At 56.3% G+C, this 16,362-nt stretch carries 10 protein-coding genes and 1 pseudogene; 5 read left to right on the plus strand and 6 right to left on the minus strand.

Features of this window, described 5'->3' with window-relative positions; genetic code table 11:
- Positions 1-6 precede the first annotated feature (6 nt).
- The 5 genes from BJI67_RS08000 to BJI67_RS18275 all read right to left on the minus strand — a co-directional run bounded on the left by BJI67_RS08000 (position 7) and on the right by BJI67_RS18275 (position 5,520).
- Complete coding sequence (locus tag BJI67_RS08000) at positions 7-690, minus strand: ArsR/SmtB family transcription factor (protein ID WP_070072586.1); 684 nt, start codon at positions 688-690, stop codon at positions 7-9.
- 120 nt (positions 691-810) lie between these two features.
- A complete protein-coding gene (locus tag BJI67_RS08005; protein ID WP_156782076.1) occupies positions 811-2,301 on the minus strand; it encodes a hypothetical protein in 1,491 nt (496 codons plus the stop codon).
- Positions 2,262-4,364, minus strand: coding sequence for a bifunctional DedA family/phosphatase PAP2 family protein (locus BJI67_RS08010; protein WP_070072588.1), 2,103 nt, complete (start codon positions 4,362-4,364; stop codon positions 2,262-2,264). Before BJI67_RS08010 ends, BJI67_RS08005 begins: the two co-directional genes overlap by 40 nt.
- A gap of 293 nt (positions 4,365-4,657) precedes the next feature.
- Entirely contained in the window at positions 4,658-4,828 is a 171-nt protein-coding gene (locus BJI67_RS17400) for a phosphatase PAP2 family protein (RefSeq protein ID WP_156782077.1), read from the minus strand.
- A 431-nt stretch (positions 4,829-5,259) separates the two neighbouring features.
- Positions 5,260-5,520: a hypothetical protein gene (locus BJI67_RS18275; protein WP_197512896.1), complete on the minus strand. Its 261-nt coding sequence runs from the start codon at positions 5,518-5,520 to the stop codon at positions 5,260-5,262.
- A 275-nt stretch (positions 5,521-5,795) separates the two neighbouring features.
- Between BJI67_RS18275 and BJI67_RS08015 the strand changes: the two genes are divergently transcribed.
- From BJI67_RS08015 to BJI67_RS08025, 3 genes are all read left to right on the plus strand, one after another.
- Positions 5,796-7,139: an IS1380 family transposase gene (locus BJI67_RS08015; RefSeq protein ID WP_070072589.1), complete on the plus strand. Its 1,344-nt coding sequence runs from the start codon at positions 5,796-5,798 to the stop codon at positions 7,137-7,139.
- A gap of 273 nt (positions 7,140-7,412) precedes the next feature.
- Positions 7,413-8,843: an IS66 family transposase gene (tnpC, locus tag BJI67_RS08020; protein ID WP_070071668.1), complete on the plus strand. Its 1,431-nt coding sequence runs from the start codon at positions 7,413-7,415 to the stop codon at positions 8,841-8,843.
- Between the two features lie 246 nt (positions 8,844-9,089).
- The gene (locus tag BJI67_RS08025) at positions 9,090-10,808 is read left to right on the plus strand and encodes a bifunctional sulfate adenylyltransferase/adenylylsulfate kinase (protein ID WP_070072590.1); all 1,719 of its coding nucleotides are present in this window, start codon (positions 9,090-9,092) and stop codon (positions 10,806-10,808) included.
- Between the two features lie 240 nt (positions 10,809-11,048).
- Here BJI67_RS08025 and BJI67_RS08030 read toward each other — a convergent pair.
- Positions 11,049-11,886, minus strand: a pseudogene (locus BJI67_RS08030) (transposase).
- A gap of 351 nt (positions 11,887-12,237) precedes the next feature.
- Between BJI67_RS08030 and BJI67_RS08035 the strand changes: the two are divergent.
- Positions 12,238-13,929 (plus strand): proton-conducting transporter transmembrane domain-containing protein, encoded by a 1,692-nt coding sequence (locus tag BJI67_RS08035; RefSeq protein ID WP_070074043.1) that lies wholly within the window; start codon positions 12,238-12,240, stop codon positions 13,927-13,929.
- Positions 13,926-16,343, plus strand: coding sequence for a YbcC family protein (locus BJI67_RS08040; RefSeq protein WP_070072591.1), 2,418 nt, complete (start codon positions 13,926-13,928; stop codon positions 16,341-16,343). Before BJI67_RS08035 ends, BJI67_RS08040 begins: the two co-directional genes overlap by 4 nt.
- Positions 16,344-16,362: the final 19 nt, after the last annotated feature.

Raw genomic sequence — 16,362 nt, forward strand, 5'->3', positions numbered from 1 at the left:
CCCGCATTAGTCATCGAACACAGGGCACAGCCTTGCCTCGACCGGTAGACCTTGCGCCCGCCACTCCGCTACGCCGTCTTCCAGGCGCGAGGCCCGGTAACCTTCCCGGCTTAATAAGGTCACGGCCTCCTTGGCCATCACGCAGAATGGCCCGCGGCAATACGCCACGATGGGCTTGTCGTGCGGCAGTTCCGCCAGGCGTTTGCGTACTTCGGCAAGTGGCATGGAGAGCGCATACGGCAGGTGACCTGCAGCGAATTCCGTCTCGGGACGCACGTCCAGTACGACAACCTCGCCCCGCCTGGCTAGCTCAAGCATCTGCGCACGGTTGATCGGGGTCAGTTCTGCCGTCTGTTCCGACATCCTGGCGAGCGCATTCTTCAGTTCCAGTAAATGCGCCTCGGCCAGTGATCGGATACTCACCCAGAAATCCGCCACACTACGATCAGCGAGACGATAAAACACGCGCTTGCCTTCCCGCCGTGTCTCGACCAAACGGGCCTGGCGTAGTTCCTTGAGGTGCGCGCTGGCCAGCTTGACAGAAATCTCCGCCTCGGCTGCCAGTTGATCGACGGATTTCTCCGCCTGGGCAAGCAGTTCGATTAGTTCCAGACGCTTGGGGCTGGCAACCGCCTTGCCAATGCGGGCCACCTGTGCATAAAGCAAATCTTTGATTTCACGCTCAGTCATGCGAGGATAATAATCCAAAGAATATTAGAATGAAAGAGGCGAATGCATGGCACTTCGAAATGATTGACTGCAGCAAGCGCCTTCGAGCGGGCTACCCGGGCGACGCTGATACGGACGGGCTCATCGGATCTGATCGTTCCTGTTCAGCCCCAGTGTCGTCCATAGCCAGCGGGTATCGTAAGGCGTCTGACCGTCGCGTGCGCTGCGCCGGTCTTCATGGTTTTCCAGGGCCTTGAGCCATTCAAGGGCGCGCTTGCGGGTATGGAGATCGATAGCCGCCTGGCGCGGCGTCAGGCCGTCGAGCATGGGAACGGGCTGGTCGATCACCGCGCGGTAATGCCGATCCAGCATCTCTTGGATGAGTGACGCGTCGATTTCGGGCGGGACGGTATCGTCTTTCGGCGAGATGTCAACGGGCTCGGCGTGTTTGCGCGCCTGGGTATCCTGCAGGTTGTCGTATTTGACCAGGGCTTCGCCTAGTGCAGCGCCGAGCAACGCGCGCAGTCGCGTCAGTCCGCGCTCCATGCGCGCAGCGGACAGAGCGGTGAAGATCAGGCGGTTGGCCTGCAATTCGGCTCCGCCGCGCACCGGTGCGTTTGAATCGGTATAGCTCTGAAAGATCAGTCCCGTATCCTGCTCGGGCGGGGGAGCAGCTGGCACGTCGGGCGCACCTCCCAGCCAGTTCCAGAATGGCGGGTCATCGCCGGCGCGCACCCAGTCGGCGGCGGCGTCCAGCACCGCGGCGACCGAGTCGGCCGGGGTGCGAAGTGGCAGCTGCGCTGTGCCTGGCAGGATCGGCTCGCCATCGTAATTGCGCAATTCCGGCAACGGCACCTGGGCCTGTTCGATGGCGTCGACCAGCCACAGGCTGGCGCTGATGGCCGGCAGGCTGCGAAAGAATTCGGCCCGTGCTTCGAGTTCGTCGCGTGATTCCTCCCATTCCGGCCGCAACACGCGCAAATAAGTTTCGCGCCGGATTGGCAGCAAGCCGCCGCTGAACTGGCGGCGTTTGAGCACCGGCAGCACGCGAGCGGCAACGATGTCCCAGCGGGCCAGGTGATGCGTGGCGCTGCGCTCGTCCACGAACTGAGGTTCAGCGTCGGAATCCAGTAGATCGCGCAGCAGAAAGCCCTTGTCGCGATGTACTTCGAGAATCTCATACAGGCCGAGGGTACTGTCGCGCAGCGTCTGGATATACTGCCGCGCCGGAGCGGACTCGCGCCAGCCGACCCGCTTGAGATAGTCCGCGAGGAACGAGCAGCTGATTTTGTCGCGGTGGGTGGCGAAAGCCTCGAATATCATGCCGAACGCTATTCCTTGCAGTCCGAGCGCGTCGAGTTCGTCGGCCACGTCCTCCGGTTCCCAATCCAGCAATTCGGCCGCAAGCGCGATGTAGGCATGCCAATGACCGCGCAACGACTGCGCCCATGGTGGGCGTTCGGCGAACTTCATCAGGCGCGAGGCGACGGTGGCAATGCTGTTCTTGGGTTGTTTCACGAAGATTTCCTGTGTGTGATGGCGGTGGCCGAAGCGGTCAGCTTGATTTGTGTAGTCCCGGCTACGACCGTCGGTCAAGGCCCGGCTGGCACGCGGCATGTTGCATTCAGCCATGACAGTATCAATCGACCATCGGTGAAAAACGGGTCGCCGATCAAAGAGTATCCGATCTGCGGTGCCACCCAGGGAAATGACCGGCTGTTGCTCAGACAGCCGTGGTTGCGTAGTGTCCGCAACGCGCGCATCCGGGCCGCGTCAAGGCTCGGCGCGAGGCGCCGGGCCGGATACCAGTGCATCCCGTCATAGGCGCGAACCACGCCGACCCACAGCCATTGCCCAGCTTGGGTGCGATACGGCGTGCGCCACAGCACGAGGACCAGCGTCAGCCGAGCCTTGCCCTGCTTTGCCCCATGATTGAACGCCAGCGCGTAAAGTTCTCCCCGCCAAAACAGCGGGGAAGGCGATGCGCGCAGATCGTCCAAGCCCTGACGCCAAAGCCGCCATAGCGCACCGACACTCGACCCATCGGCCGCTCGCCACCCACTTGCCGCAAGCTGGACGCTCAGTTGTGTTTCGTTACCGGCCAGCAGCGCCAGCGAGAGCGGCTGGGCCGGCGTACCCAGTGCCGTGCGCACTTCGCGCGGTAGGTGGGCGGTGAGAAAGGGTTCGATGGCTTGCGGCAAGGTTTGCACGACCTGCTCCACCGGTGCCGGCTGCGACGGGTGTGGCGGATACATCACTGTCGACACTGCATAAACCACGCTGATCAGTAGCAGACCGACCAAGACAGGCAGGGTGCCCACGCGGGCAGGCGCCAGTGGGCAACGCGTGCGCAGCCACTCGGTCCAGCCGCTGGCAGCCAGCAGCCACATGCCGCCGACCAGATAGCCGCCGAGAATGTCGCTCAGGTAATGCACGTCCAGCACCACGCGGCTCGCGCCGATCAGCAACGCCAGCACCATCCAAGCGAAGAACAGATTAACCCGCGCCGGCCAGCGGCGCAGCTCGCGCAGACCGATGTAGGCAAGAAAACCGAACAGGCTCACCGCCACCGTGGCATGACCGCTGGGGAAGGCGTAGCTCGCTACATGCACGGCGGCGTCTAACGGACGCGGCCGGTGCAGCGCTAGCTTGCCGGCAAAGGTGAAGGCCGTGCTACCGCCGACCGACATCAGCAATGGCAGCAGATAGGTGCGCCGCTGCGAGCGCCACAACCAGAGTCCGGCCGCCAGCAGAATCGCCAGTACCACCGGCCAGACGCCGAGCCCGCTGACCCAGACCGCCGCCGTGATCGAGGCCGGCGTGCGCAGGGCAGCGACGAGTTCGGCGACGCTGTGGTCTAGAGCAACGATCGGATCCGAGGCGAGCACGTCCTCGACCAAGCCGCTGAACAACAATGCCAGATAGATGAAAGCCGCGCTTATCAGGGTCAGCGGCAGGCCCTCGAAACGGCGCCGGTCGAGACGCGCGGCGAGCAGACCGAACAGGCGCGGATGCCTGCCGCGCAAGGCCTCGATCTGCGGGTTGTCGCGCAGTACCTGGGCGAAAGCTTGCACGGTCGCGACGACTGCAGCCCACCAAGCCGGGCCGTGGCGCAGCATGGTCCGGCGTAGATACCACAGCAGCAGCACGAACAGAGCGAGCAGTGCGATGGCGATGGCGCTGCGCGACAGCCATTGCTGGGCCAGATTGAGGGAACGGGCGAACACATAGCCGGCGCCGACCCACTGCAGACCCCAGCCGAGCGCGCCGAGCAAGTTCCACAGCAAGAACCAGCGGGGCGACATGCCGGCCGTTCCGGCCACAAAGGGTGCAACTTCCTTGAGGCTGGGGATGAAACGCGACAGAAACACGCTCTTGCCGCCATGCCGTGCGAAGAATGTGTGTGTTTTTTCAATGTGTTCGCGACGCAGCAGCCACAAACCCTCGCGCGTCCAGCGTTGTCCGTAGCGGCGTCCCAGCCAGTAGTTGACGTTATCACCCAAGGTTGCCCCGACGACGGCGAAGAGCAGAATACCGATAAAGCTCGGACCGCCCGGGCTGGCCGAAAGTGCTCCCAACAACAGCAACAGGGTCGATCCTGGCAAGAACAGACCAACGACAAGCACTGTCTCGGCCAGCGCCGCGAGTAGCGCGATCCAGTAAATCCAGCCGTGCAGCGCCTGAATCGCCGGCATTATGGACATTAACCAATGATCGAGCATGCGGGCCTCTTGTTACTCCGATGACGAGCAGGGTTACATTTCAGCTATTTGTTAGCAGGATTGGCGTGGGAACGCCTTCGGTGGCAGATGCAGCGTGCAATATAGCGTCGGTACAGTGGGTCTGCCGAAAAGCGGCAGCGCCAATCGCGCTACCGGTCGATGCAGCAACTTGGCCAGGAAAGCTCGAGCCTGTCGAGCGGTAAATGCACGCCGACGTAAATCCGTGCCCAGGCCATAGCAAACCCGCCCAACGACAATATCAGCCCTCAGCGACGCAGAAGTCTCAATGCCATCAACGCGAATCCTAGGCTCCACATGAAGGGTGCGTGGTCGCTGGGAAAGGCATTATGGGCCAGATACGGCAGGTCTTGATGACCGAGATCGTTCATGAACGACCTCGGATGACAGTACAGCGGGCCGAGGACTCCGATCAGCATCACAGTCGTCGTGGTGATCAATGCGACGCATCAACTGGGATGTGTCAGCCGGATCCACAGCATCACGAACAGTGCTGCCGTCAGCAGTGCCGGCTATTCGGCACAGAACAAACCGAAATCCAGCAGCCTGGGCGACGGGGCGCCCCTGCGTTGATCAGCAGGAACAGGCGGTCATTGAGCGCGATCAACGGACAATCTCCAAGACTGACACAACGAAACGCGAATCTTATCAAATGATGACGGTCGTACCGATTACGATCCGGCTAGGAAAGGCATCGGAGGAAATGCGTCGTGTCGCGCCAACGTCATGGGCACGAATCCGCCTGTTGAAAGATTCATTTCGTTCCCGCAGTCGCCATTGGAGACTCACTGAACCGCGCAGATGCAAGTGTCTAATTGACATCTTACCGCCCAGGATATCGATCTTGACTTTAATGTGTTCCCTTGGAGAGCGACCTGACACCGTGCTGGGGGACTGCGAATAGCAAGCGGTCGCGTCCTGCGTCCTTGGCGGCATACAATGTTTGGTCAGCGGCCTGGTAGAGCGCTTCGATCATCACGTCCGCATCGCACAGGGTGTGCCACTCCGATGCTGGCGGTGATCGTTGAAATTGATCAGTCAGCCGCGTGTTGAGCTTGGCGCAGCTGTTCGGCAAAGATCGCTGCCGCTCAAGGTTGCAATCGAACAACAATATATCGAATTCCCCATCACCGAGGCGCGTAGGAAAATCGCAACGAAGTGGAGAGGCTGTTCCGTCGCCTCAAGGGATTCAGATGGATTTTCTCTCGTTTCGACAAACTCGCTGTCATCTTCATATTCTTCATTTACTTCCCACTGAGCGTTGACGTATTACTTAGTCCTGAATCCGTAACTTAGCAGGCCATTATGATGTGATAAATAGCCGTAATTTATAGGCTATATTGCTAAAATAGACGCTCTCGAAAAGGTCACTCAGTCAGTGAAAAAATGAAGCGCTTCAAAATTGAACAATCAGATGCAGATATCATCAGCCACAGTGGCCTGGCACTGATCGGTCAGGCCATAAAACGCCACACGAAGCTGAGTAGCCAGCTGGATGCAAGCATCCCGTTACGCCATGGCATCAAGCATTCTGATGTCATCAAGAGCTACCTGGCATTACTGAGTATCGGAAAAAGCGATTTTGAGGCCATCAATACCATTGAGAGTGAATTCTATTTCATGAGCGCGATGGATATCAATGACATCCCTTGCGAAGCGACACTGCGCCAACGCATGGATAAACATGCGGAACACTTTTTGCCCATCGTCGAGAGAGCCAGCCGGGATTTTCTGAGCAATATCCAACCTACGCTACGGCCCTTGCCCACCGGACATATTCCGATCGATGCCGATGTGACCCCGATGGATAATTCGGGCAGCCACAAAGAAGGCGTATCGAGAACCTATAAGGGACATGACGGGTTTGCCCCCATGGCGGTATACCTCGGCCAGGAAGGCTATTGTATCGGCTTTGACTTTCGTGAAGGCAAGCAGCATTGCCAGAAAGACACACCGGCCTTGCTGGCAAAGACCTTGCGACAGGCCCGGGAAATCACAACGCAGCCCCTTTTGCTCAGGCTCGATGGCGGCAACGATTCCATCGAGAACATCGACGTCATCCTCGAGCACAGCGAAGACCATAAAACCCAGTCCCCTGTTGATTTCCTCATCAAATGGAATCCCCGCAAACAGGATAAAGCCTATTGGCTTGAGCTTGCGGAACAAAAAGGACGATGGGAAGAGCCACGGGAAGGCAAGCGGATAGCCACTTTCAGTCTGCAGGTTTCGCGGCAATGGCAAGGTTATGAGTATTCGGTACGGCAGGTCATTCGTCTAACTGAAAGAACCATTGATAAACAGGGGCAGATATTGCTGGTTCCCGAGATTGATCTTGAAGGATGGTGGACAAGCCTGGACATCAGTGAAGGCGATATCATTCAGCTTTATGCGGATCATGGTACATCGGAACAGTTCCACAGCGAATTTAAAACTGACATGGATATCGAACGCTTGCCCTCCGGGAAATTCGCCACCAATGCGTTGGTATTGGGAGCCAGTGTGCTGGCCTACAATATCCTGCGCTGGATTGGGCAAAACGGCTTGTTGGGTCCAACGTCTCCGAAACGCAACAAAGCGAAAAGGCGACGGATCAAGACAGTGATGCAAGAGCTGATGTATGTTGCCGCACGCATCATCCGAACATCGCGCTACATCAAGATAGGCTTTGGCAAAGGTTGCCGTTCACTTCAGGCCTTTGAAACGGTGTATCAGAAACTGGCCTATGGATAAAGAAAGGCCGATGTAACTACTCAGTGAAAATAATTACAAAAAGTACTTGACAGGGTTTTTGGTAGTTTTTTTGAAAATATGGCGGCGCTGTAACGAGTGCGATTATTGGTCTCCGAAAGCGACAGAGGCGTAGTCTTCCTTGCGACATCACGCGAGGCACTGCCCCACCGTCAGTCAATTATTTTACGCCGCCAGATCGCCTTACAAACGAGAAAATTGGCACTTCAAAACCCGTGAGATAATAGCTTCATTACTTCTTTGGAGCAGTCTTGCGTGCGGATCGACGGCGTCGATATCGAGATCACCCTGGCACAGGTCAGGGCGCAACTGGAGCAGGAGAAAGACCTATCTCCGGCACTCCGCGCCAGTATCGAGATGATGCTCATGTTGTTCGTCGTGTTACTCAACCGTCTCGGGCTCAATAGCCGCAACAGCAGTCAGCCGCCGGCATCGGATCCCAATCGGCCACGCAGCCAGCGTGTGCGCTCAAGCCGACCTTCCGGTGGCCAGCCGGGGCACGTGGGCAAGACCTTGCGCCCGGTCGAGCATCCCGATGAGATCGAGGTCCTCAAGATCGATCGTCGTCGCTTGCCGAAAGGCTGCTATACCGAGGCGGGTTTCGAGACTCGCCAGGTTTTTGATATCGACATCAGCCGGATCGTGACCGAGTATCGGGCGCAGATCCTGGAGAATGAATCAGGCCAACGTTTTGTGGCTTCATTCCCGGAAGGGGTGGATAAGAAGGTGCAGTATGGTTCCGGCCTCAAGGCCCATGCCGTCTATCTGTCCCAATATCAGCTCTTGCCCTACAAGCGGATCCAGGATTACTTTGCCGATCAGTTGGGCATCCCTTTGAGCGATGGTTCACTGGTGAACTTCAATCGCGAGGCATTTACCCGCCTGGCGGCCTTTGAGGCGATCAGCAAAACGGCATTGGCCAAAGCCGTGTCCGCTCATGCCGACGAGACCGGGGTCAACATTGATGGCAAACGCCATTGGCTGCATGGTCTGTCCAATGCTGATTGGACGCATTATCAGGTCCACAGTAAGCGAGGCCAGGAGGCGATGGACGCGATCGGGATCCTGCCACGGTTCCGCGGTGTGCTGTGTCATGACCATTGGAAACCCTATTACCGTTATCGGGACTGCACCCATGCCCTGTGCAATGCCCACCACCTGCGCGAACTGGAACGAGCATTCGAGCAGGACGGACAACAATGGGCGGAAGCGATGGGCAAGCTGCTCAGAGAGATTCATCAGGCCGTCGAGAACGCTGGCGGCATCCTGCCGCTGACCGAGGCCAATGCTTACCGGCAGCGCTACCGAGATGTGCTCGAGGCGGGGCAACTGGAATGCCCTGAGCCGGAAAAACCACCCGACAACAAGCCTCGGGGGCGGATCAAGCGGAGCAAGGCCCGCAATCTGCTGGAGCGTCTGATGGCCTATGAAGACGATGTGCTGCGTTTCATGGTGGACGTCAATGTGCCGTTCACGAACAATCAGGCGGAGAACGATATCCGTATGACCAAAGTGCAGCAGAAGATCTCCGGCTGCTTCCGCAGCCTGGAGGGTGCCGCGATGTTTTGCCGCATACGGGGATATCTATCGACCTGCCGAAAGCAGGGGGTCACGGCTTCGGAGGCGTTGCGCCTAGTATTCGATCGCAAGCTACCGGCTTTTGCTCTGGCGATCTCTGAGAATTAGCTGAGTAGTTACAGGCCGATAAGCGTGGCCAAACTGGCGTAGTTACAGGATCAGTGTGCGCAGAATACGTTGAATCGACATCATTTCCGTCTGCCAACAATAATGATGTCAGTTTTTATTCAAAAAACACAACCGTTGCAGCTCATTCATGTGGCGATACGAAATGTTAACGAATCATGTTGAAGGCTGCATGCGAAAATACGGATTCAGGTTAGTGTGAACAGGCCTTAACAGAGGTGGCAATTGATGAATCAACTCATAACTCCCTATGGTGGATCACTGAAGGATCTCTACGATCAGGACGCTAGCGGCCGAGCGGAGGCCGAAGCGCTGACTTTGCGGAGTTGGACGCTAAACCACAGACAGCTCTGTGATGTGGAGTTACTTCTGTGTGGAGGGTTTTCACCGCTGGAAGGATTCATGTTGCAAAAGGATTATCTCCGTGTACTGACCGAGATGCGGCTTGCTGATGGCACATTATGGCCGATCCCTGTGACATTGGATGTAAATGAGATCTTTGCGGAAAAGGTACACGAAGGCGAGCGCATAGCGCTGAGAACTACCGAAGGGATGCTGGTGGCTGTGATGGAGGTAGCCGAGCATTGGAGACCGGATAAGATTAGAGAATCCGAGGCGGTATTCGGGACGATTGATCGTGCGCACCCCGGAGTTAGCTATCTGCACGAAAGGGTGGGAAATATTTATCTCGGTGGGCGGTTGATCGGGGTTTTTGAGCCAATTCATTTTGATTTCAAAGCTCTGCGTTTCACGCCACGGCAGTTACGTGAGGAGTTCGCCAGGCGTGGATGGTCGCGCATAGTAGCTTTTCAGACGCGAAACCCAATGCACCGTGCGCATGTTGAACTTACTCTGCGGGCGGCACAACAGGTTGAGGCAAATCTGCTCCTGCACCCTGTAGTCGGCATGACCAAACCAGGCGATGTAGACCATTACACGCGAGTCAGATGTTATCAACATGCCTTACGCCGATTGCCGATACAAACGAGCATGCTGTCGTTGCTGCCGTTGGCGATGCGAATGAGCGGACCACGAGAAGCGCTGTGGCACGCTATTATTCGCCGAAATTACGGCTGTACGCATTTTATCGTTGGGCGTGATCATGCTAGTCCGGGCAAAGACAGCAAAGGTTGCGAATTCTATGGTCCATATGATGCTCACTCACTACTGCTGAAATATCGAGATGAGTTGGGAATAGAAATCGTTCCATTTCAGACATTGGTGTATGTTGAGGAACGTGCTGAATATGTGCCGGATACTGAAGTCGATGAAAAGGAGACGGTTAAGTCAATTTCCGGGACGGAATTGAGAAGACGTCTGCGTTGTGGCTTGGACATCCCTGAGTGGTTTACTTATCCTGAAATCAAAGACGAGTTATGTCGTACACATCCGCCAAGATACAAGCAAGGTTTCACAGTGTTTTTCACTGGTTTGTCAGGGGCTGGCAAGTCGGTTTTGGCCAATGCGCTGGTAGTAAAACTCATGGAAACGGGGGGGCGGCCTGTAACACTGCTTGATGGCGATGTCGTGCGCATACATTTGTCCAGCGAACTGGGTTATTCCAAGGAGCATCGTGATTTGAACGTGCGTCGCATTGGTTTCGTAGCCAGTGAAATTACCAAGAATGGAGGGATTGCCGTCTGCGCATCTATCGCACCTTATGCAGCAACACGCCGGTACGTACGAGAGATTATCGAGACATACGGCGGGTTCGTCGAGGTTTATGTATCCACAGCTCTTAGTATTTGTGAAGCTCGGGACCGTAAAGAGCTATATGTCAAGGCACGGGCGGGATTGATCAACGGTGTCACTGGTATCGACGATCCTTATGAGATTCCGGTCGATCCAGAGATGATTGTTGATGCGGCCGAATTGTCGCCCGAGCAGGCAATCCAGCAATTGCTGCTCAAGCTGGAATCTATGGGATTGGTAGGGCACATCAGCTAAGATGAACTGCTCTCGAATTTTATGAATTTCAACAAAATAGGACGTTCATAATAGATAGCCCTTATGAGGCTTCATTGATGAGAGCGAGAAATATTATAATATCCGGAGCCTTATGCTGAAATTACCCTACAAAATGATTTTTAGATTAGCAATAAAGCTCTTCCATTACGTAGGCATAGCTGTTTCGAAAAACATCCAAAATCCGGATCTCTGGGCGCACCGATCTCTTGGCGCGAGCCTTCAACAGGCTACCAGTCCCAGATTGCGCATCCGTACCAGATTGTAAGCAGCCGTGCACAGCACGAACTGAAAGTCCAGTTTCTCACGACCAACAAAGCGACTCTTGCACCGTCCCGCAATGGTCTTGAGCCAACCAAAGCATTCTTCGATCCGCTTGCGTACCGTCAGGCTGGTTCGGTAACCGGGATGGCCGATGGTGCGCCCGTCGATGGCCGAGCGCCGCCCGGCCGTGTTCTGAGCCACATGCGGCGTGACGTTTCGTCCCCGCATCGCCGCCACAAAGCAAAGCCTTGCGTGTCATAGTGCTTATCCGCGCCCAGCGTGATTCGGTGGCTCCCGCCGAGCGCGTCGACAAGCTCGACACCGGCCCCGCGCTCGGCCGTGCCGGTGGCCTGGCTCGTCTGGGACTCGACGATCAGGCCGTGGCGGTTTTCCATCAGCAGATGTCCGAGGTAGCTGAGCTTAGCGGTGGTGCATTCGCTCTTGCGATACAGCAAGGCATCCGAGTCAGTCCGGGAGTGGAGTGGTGCCAGATCGGATCGTCCATTGAAAAGCCCACAAACGAGCGAAACAGCAGATTGTAGTCAATCTGTTCGACCAACAGGCGTTCGCTGCCGATGGTGTAGAACGCCATCAATCGTTGCGCGCGCAGCAGTTTCTCCGGCGGAATCGAGTTACGACCCATCCGGGCATACAGCGCATCGAAGTCGGCGTCGAGCGCCTAAAGTGCCTCGTCCACCCTCCGCCGAATCGACCGCAGCGGATGATCCTTCGGCACCCGATGCTCGGGAGTGACCGTGCTGAACAGCGTATCTTGATGTATATCCGCACCGCGCATCGACCACAACCCTCGCTCAATAATCCAAGAGCGATCTTCCAGATTTTCACGGCTTTTCAACGGCTAATCGGTCAGCACGCTAGGTGTGAAGCTTACTGATCGCTTGGTGTGTGCGCCGGATCCCGGCAAGTCAGAAGATACTAATAACCACCGTAACGTTGCCAGCCTCAAGACCGTACAGACGGACGAGACTGCGCGCCACAGATCGACATTTCGTGTGACCACCAAGACTCTATCGAACTCAATACATTTATGTTTATAAATACATAACATTGATATAATTCATTTGTATCTATTCTTGTCCCAGCTCTACAGTCTGCCTCGGAAAAAATACTTCTGATGGAGGCAGCTATGAACGAAAGTATTAGTCAACCTTGGCTCACCAGCGCTTGGCTGGCCTTGATGCCATTAGGGCTGTTCTTGGCCGCTTTGCCAAGGGTTCAGGCCACACGATACTCGGCATTGAACGCCCGAAATCGGGTACGCCTAGCGGCTATCTGGGCTCTCTTCGCTGCTCTGGCAGCTGATATTGGTTTTTTGATGGGCGCTCAGGCCAGTCCAGTTATAGAGCTCCCCCTGCCGGGGGTGAGTTTCGGTTTGCCGCTATCTATTGATGTCAATGGACTGACAATGGTGTTAGCCACGCTAGTTGCTTTTGTGATTGCCATGATTGCTCACTACAGTGTGCAGTACCTGGATGGCGATCCTCAACAAGCCCGTTTCGTCCGCTTACTGGCCTTCACTGGAGGGTTTTTCTTATTGGTGGTTATGGCTGGAAACATCGGTCTATTTACTATTGCCATCATCGCCACAGGCTTCAGTCTGCACAAGCTCCTCAAATTTTATGTGGAGCGGCCCAAGGCCATTATGGCTGCGCACAAAAAGTCCATCTTCAGCCGGACAGCGGATTTTTGTCTGATTGGTGCATCCATCCTCATCGGCCAAGGGGTAGGAAGCCTACAGTTCGAGGCTATTCGTCGGTTTGCGGAACGATCAGACAACCTACCTGCATCATTGCAGATAGCGGCGTGGCTGATCGTGATTGCGGTCATACTGAAAAGTGCTCACTTTCCCTTTCAGGGTTGGTTGGTTCAGGTCATGGAAGCACCTACACCCGTTTCGGCGCTGATGCATGCGGGTGTGGTCTATAGCGGCGCCATTATCGCCTTACGGACGAGTTCGCTCTTGGTGCGCGTTCCTGATGCCCTGATCTTTTTGGCTGCCGCGGGACTCTTGACCGTCATCATCGCTTCATTGGTCATGACGACACAGACCGCCATCAAATCGATGTTGGCTTGGTCTACTACTGCGCAGCTAGGCTTCATGTCTCTAGAGTTGGGACTCGGGCTCTTTCCTTTGGCCCTTCTCCATTTGATAGGACACTCTCTCTATAAAGCTCATGCCTTTCTGTCTTCGGGGAGTGTCACGGATCAGCTGCGGCAGGTGCCGCCCGGTGGGAAAAAAATTCCCAGCTTGGGACATTGGGCCTTGGCGGTGGCTCTAGGCGCACTGATCTCTGGCGGTGGCGCTTGGGCCTTCGGAGAGAACCCCCTGCTGAACCCTACTTGGATTGCATTAGTCGCCATCATAGCGGTAGCTGTATCCCAAATCTTGGTGAAGGGGTTCCAGTTCGACGCTCTGATCGACCGTCTTACGGCACTGGCTGTAGCTATGAGTATGGGGCTTATATATCTGCTGTTGCACACGCTGTTTGTGTGGGGTTTTTCTGCGGATACAGCAAGCCTGGTGGCAACCGGTAATCCCGCTCAGCTCAGCCTTGTTTGGGTGACCGTAGCCGGTTTCCTGTTGCTCAGCTGGATCCAGGGACCGGGGCGGACCTTGCTACCAAAGCGGATGCAACTGACCCTCTTTACCCATCTTTATAACGGTCTTTATGTCGATCTCTGGGTGGATCGGTTTTCCCATCGATTCTGGTCAGAAAGGGTTGGAGTGGAGCTGCCCCGTAAGAATCTGGCTTTGGAATCCATGGAATCAACGGCTCTCAATCACGAAATTCTGAATAATTCAGGAGGTGCACAATGAGTGCAGGCAATGCAGCATCCACCGAGCAAGTTTTCGACCGGGTCACCCGTCGCATTGCCCCGGTATGGCCTTTGGACAGCTTTGTCGCGGTTAATCCCTACTGGGGGTTTGCTGATAGGCCATTTGCCGAGGTGGCCGCGCAGCTTCAAGGGACAGCGGGTGAGCGGGTAATCATGGATCGGCGCTGGTATGCCGATCTGGTTCAGAAAGGCAAGCTCACCCTACCTGACATTCTCAAGGCAGCTGAGAGTCTGGATCTCAGTACGAATGAGGAAGAATGGAGAGACTATCTACGGACTTCCCCTGAGTCGCCGATGCGGCTGCCAACCTTGCCGGAGCTGATGGACCGACACGGGCATGCTTCCATTGCCCAGTACGTGGTGGAACAAATCAGCCGTTTCCTGGCCGCTTACTATGATCGCGGGCAATCGCTCTGGTCTTATCCCAAAGACCCTAAGCTTGGACTTTTCGGGTCTTGGCGTCAGTACACCATTGTGGATCGCAGTCTCGGGCCTATGGGACTCAAGGCCATCCGTCCGCAGTTGCTCGCTCTGTCTCCTGACGGCGCTGAAGCGAGACGTTGGGCGCAGCAAACGCTGGCGATTCCCAAGGTTGCGGAGGAGGCTTACTTTCTGGTGCTCCTAAAGTCCGTCGGTGGCTGGGCCAGCTGGTGTCGTTACCTTCTCTGGCAAGCAGAAATGCAGGGAGGAAGTCATCAGGATTTGGTTGATCTCCTGGCCATCCGCATGGTTTGGGAAACCCTTTTACACCAAACGGCTCGTCCTAAGGTGCTGGAGCGCTGGCAACAACAGATCCAGGGTTGGATCCGTGCCGACAAAAGCGCTGATTTAGAAGAGAGCAGGCGAGGCGAGGCATTACTGTGTGCTTCCGAGATTGCTTATCGTAGGCAGGTGGCGTCCGTGATTCGCCGCCAACCGGCCAGGCCTAAGACAGGTGTTGAAGCAACCCCGCTGGTGCAAGCCGCCTTTTGTATCGACGTACGTTCGGAGGTCTTTCGCCGCCATCTGGAAGGCGTGATGCCCACACTTGATACCATCGGTTTTGCGGGTTTCTTCGGCGTATTGCTGGATTATCGCCGTCAGGGGGACTTCGCACCGAGAACCCAAACGCCCGTCCTGCTAAACCCCGGGGTACACGTTGAGGAGCAGGGGCCGGGTCCCATCATTCAGCGGCGCTTCCGGCGGCTACGGCGGAGCGCGGAATGGAAGCACTTCAAACTCTCCGCGGCCTCTTGTTTCTCCTTTGTGGAGACAGCGGGTCTTTCTTACATCGGCCGACTTTTGGCGGATACCTTGGGTTGGCACCGACCCTCTTTGCCACCGGATGAGGCTGGGCTCTCGGCAGCAGAGCGGGCTAGCCTGCAGTGCGTCCTGCCAGCCTCGCTAAGCCTTCAGGAGCGAGTGAGCATGGCGGAATTCATTCTCACGGGTTTGGGGCTGAATCGTGGAGTCGCCCCTGTCGTACTTCTTATTGGTCATGGCAGCTCCACCACCAACAACCCTCACCGGGCTGGTCTGGATTGTGGGGCCTGCGCCGGACAGACAGGGGAGGTGAATGCCAAGGCTGCGGCCAGCCTGCTTAATGATCCACGGGTGCGTGAGGGTCTCGTCGCCAAAGGTTGGAATCTCGACCCGAACTGCTGTTTTCTCCCCGCTCTTCATGACACCACCACTGACCGAGTAGAGATATTGGGGGGGCTGGATGAACCTCGTCTGAATATCGAGATTCTCACCGAGTTACGGGTAGCGTTGGAGAAGGCGGCCAATCTAACTCGCCTAGAGCGCATGTTGCGTCTGGAACCGGATCTACAGGATTCCCAAGTCGTCGCTCGTAACATGGGCTTCCGTGCCCGGGATTGGTCCCAGGTGCGTCCCGAGTGGGCGTTAGCGGGTAATGCGGCCTTCATAGCGGCGCCACGTTGGCGTACTCGGGAGATGAATCTTGCAGGGCGTGCTTTTCTACACGACTACGATGTGGGCAAAGACCCGGATTTTGCCGTCCTTACCTTGATCATGACGGCCCCCTTGGTGGTGGCCAATTGGATCAACCTGCAGTACTACGGCTCAATCGTAGACAACCAACGGCAGGGGTGTGGCAATAAGGTTCTGCACAATGTCGTGGGCGGGACCATCGGTGTACTGGAAGGCAATGGCGGTGATCTACGCATTGGATTGTCAGAGCAGTCACTGCGCGATAGTAACAGTGGTTTGCAACACGAACCCCTGCGGTTATCGGCTTTCATTGAAGCGCCGAAGGAGCAAATGGATGAAATTATTGAGGGCAATGAAACGCTGCGGCAGCTCGTAGATAACCGATGGATCTGTATCCTGCAGATTTCTCCTGAAGGGACGATCTACCAACGGCAAGCAGTCGGGCAATGGAACCCGATTTAGGACGAAGTTATTCCTGCTG

The organism is Acidihalobacter aeolianus (genome assembly GCF_001753165.1).
Lineage (GTDB): Bacteria > Pseudomonadota > Gammaproteobacteria > DSM-5130 > Acidihalobacteraceae > Acidihalobacter > Acidihalobacter aeolianus.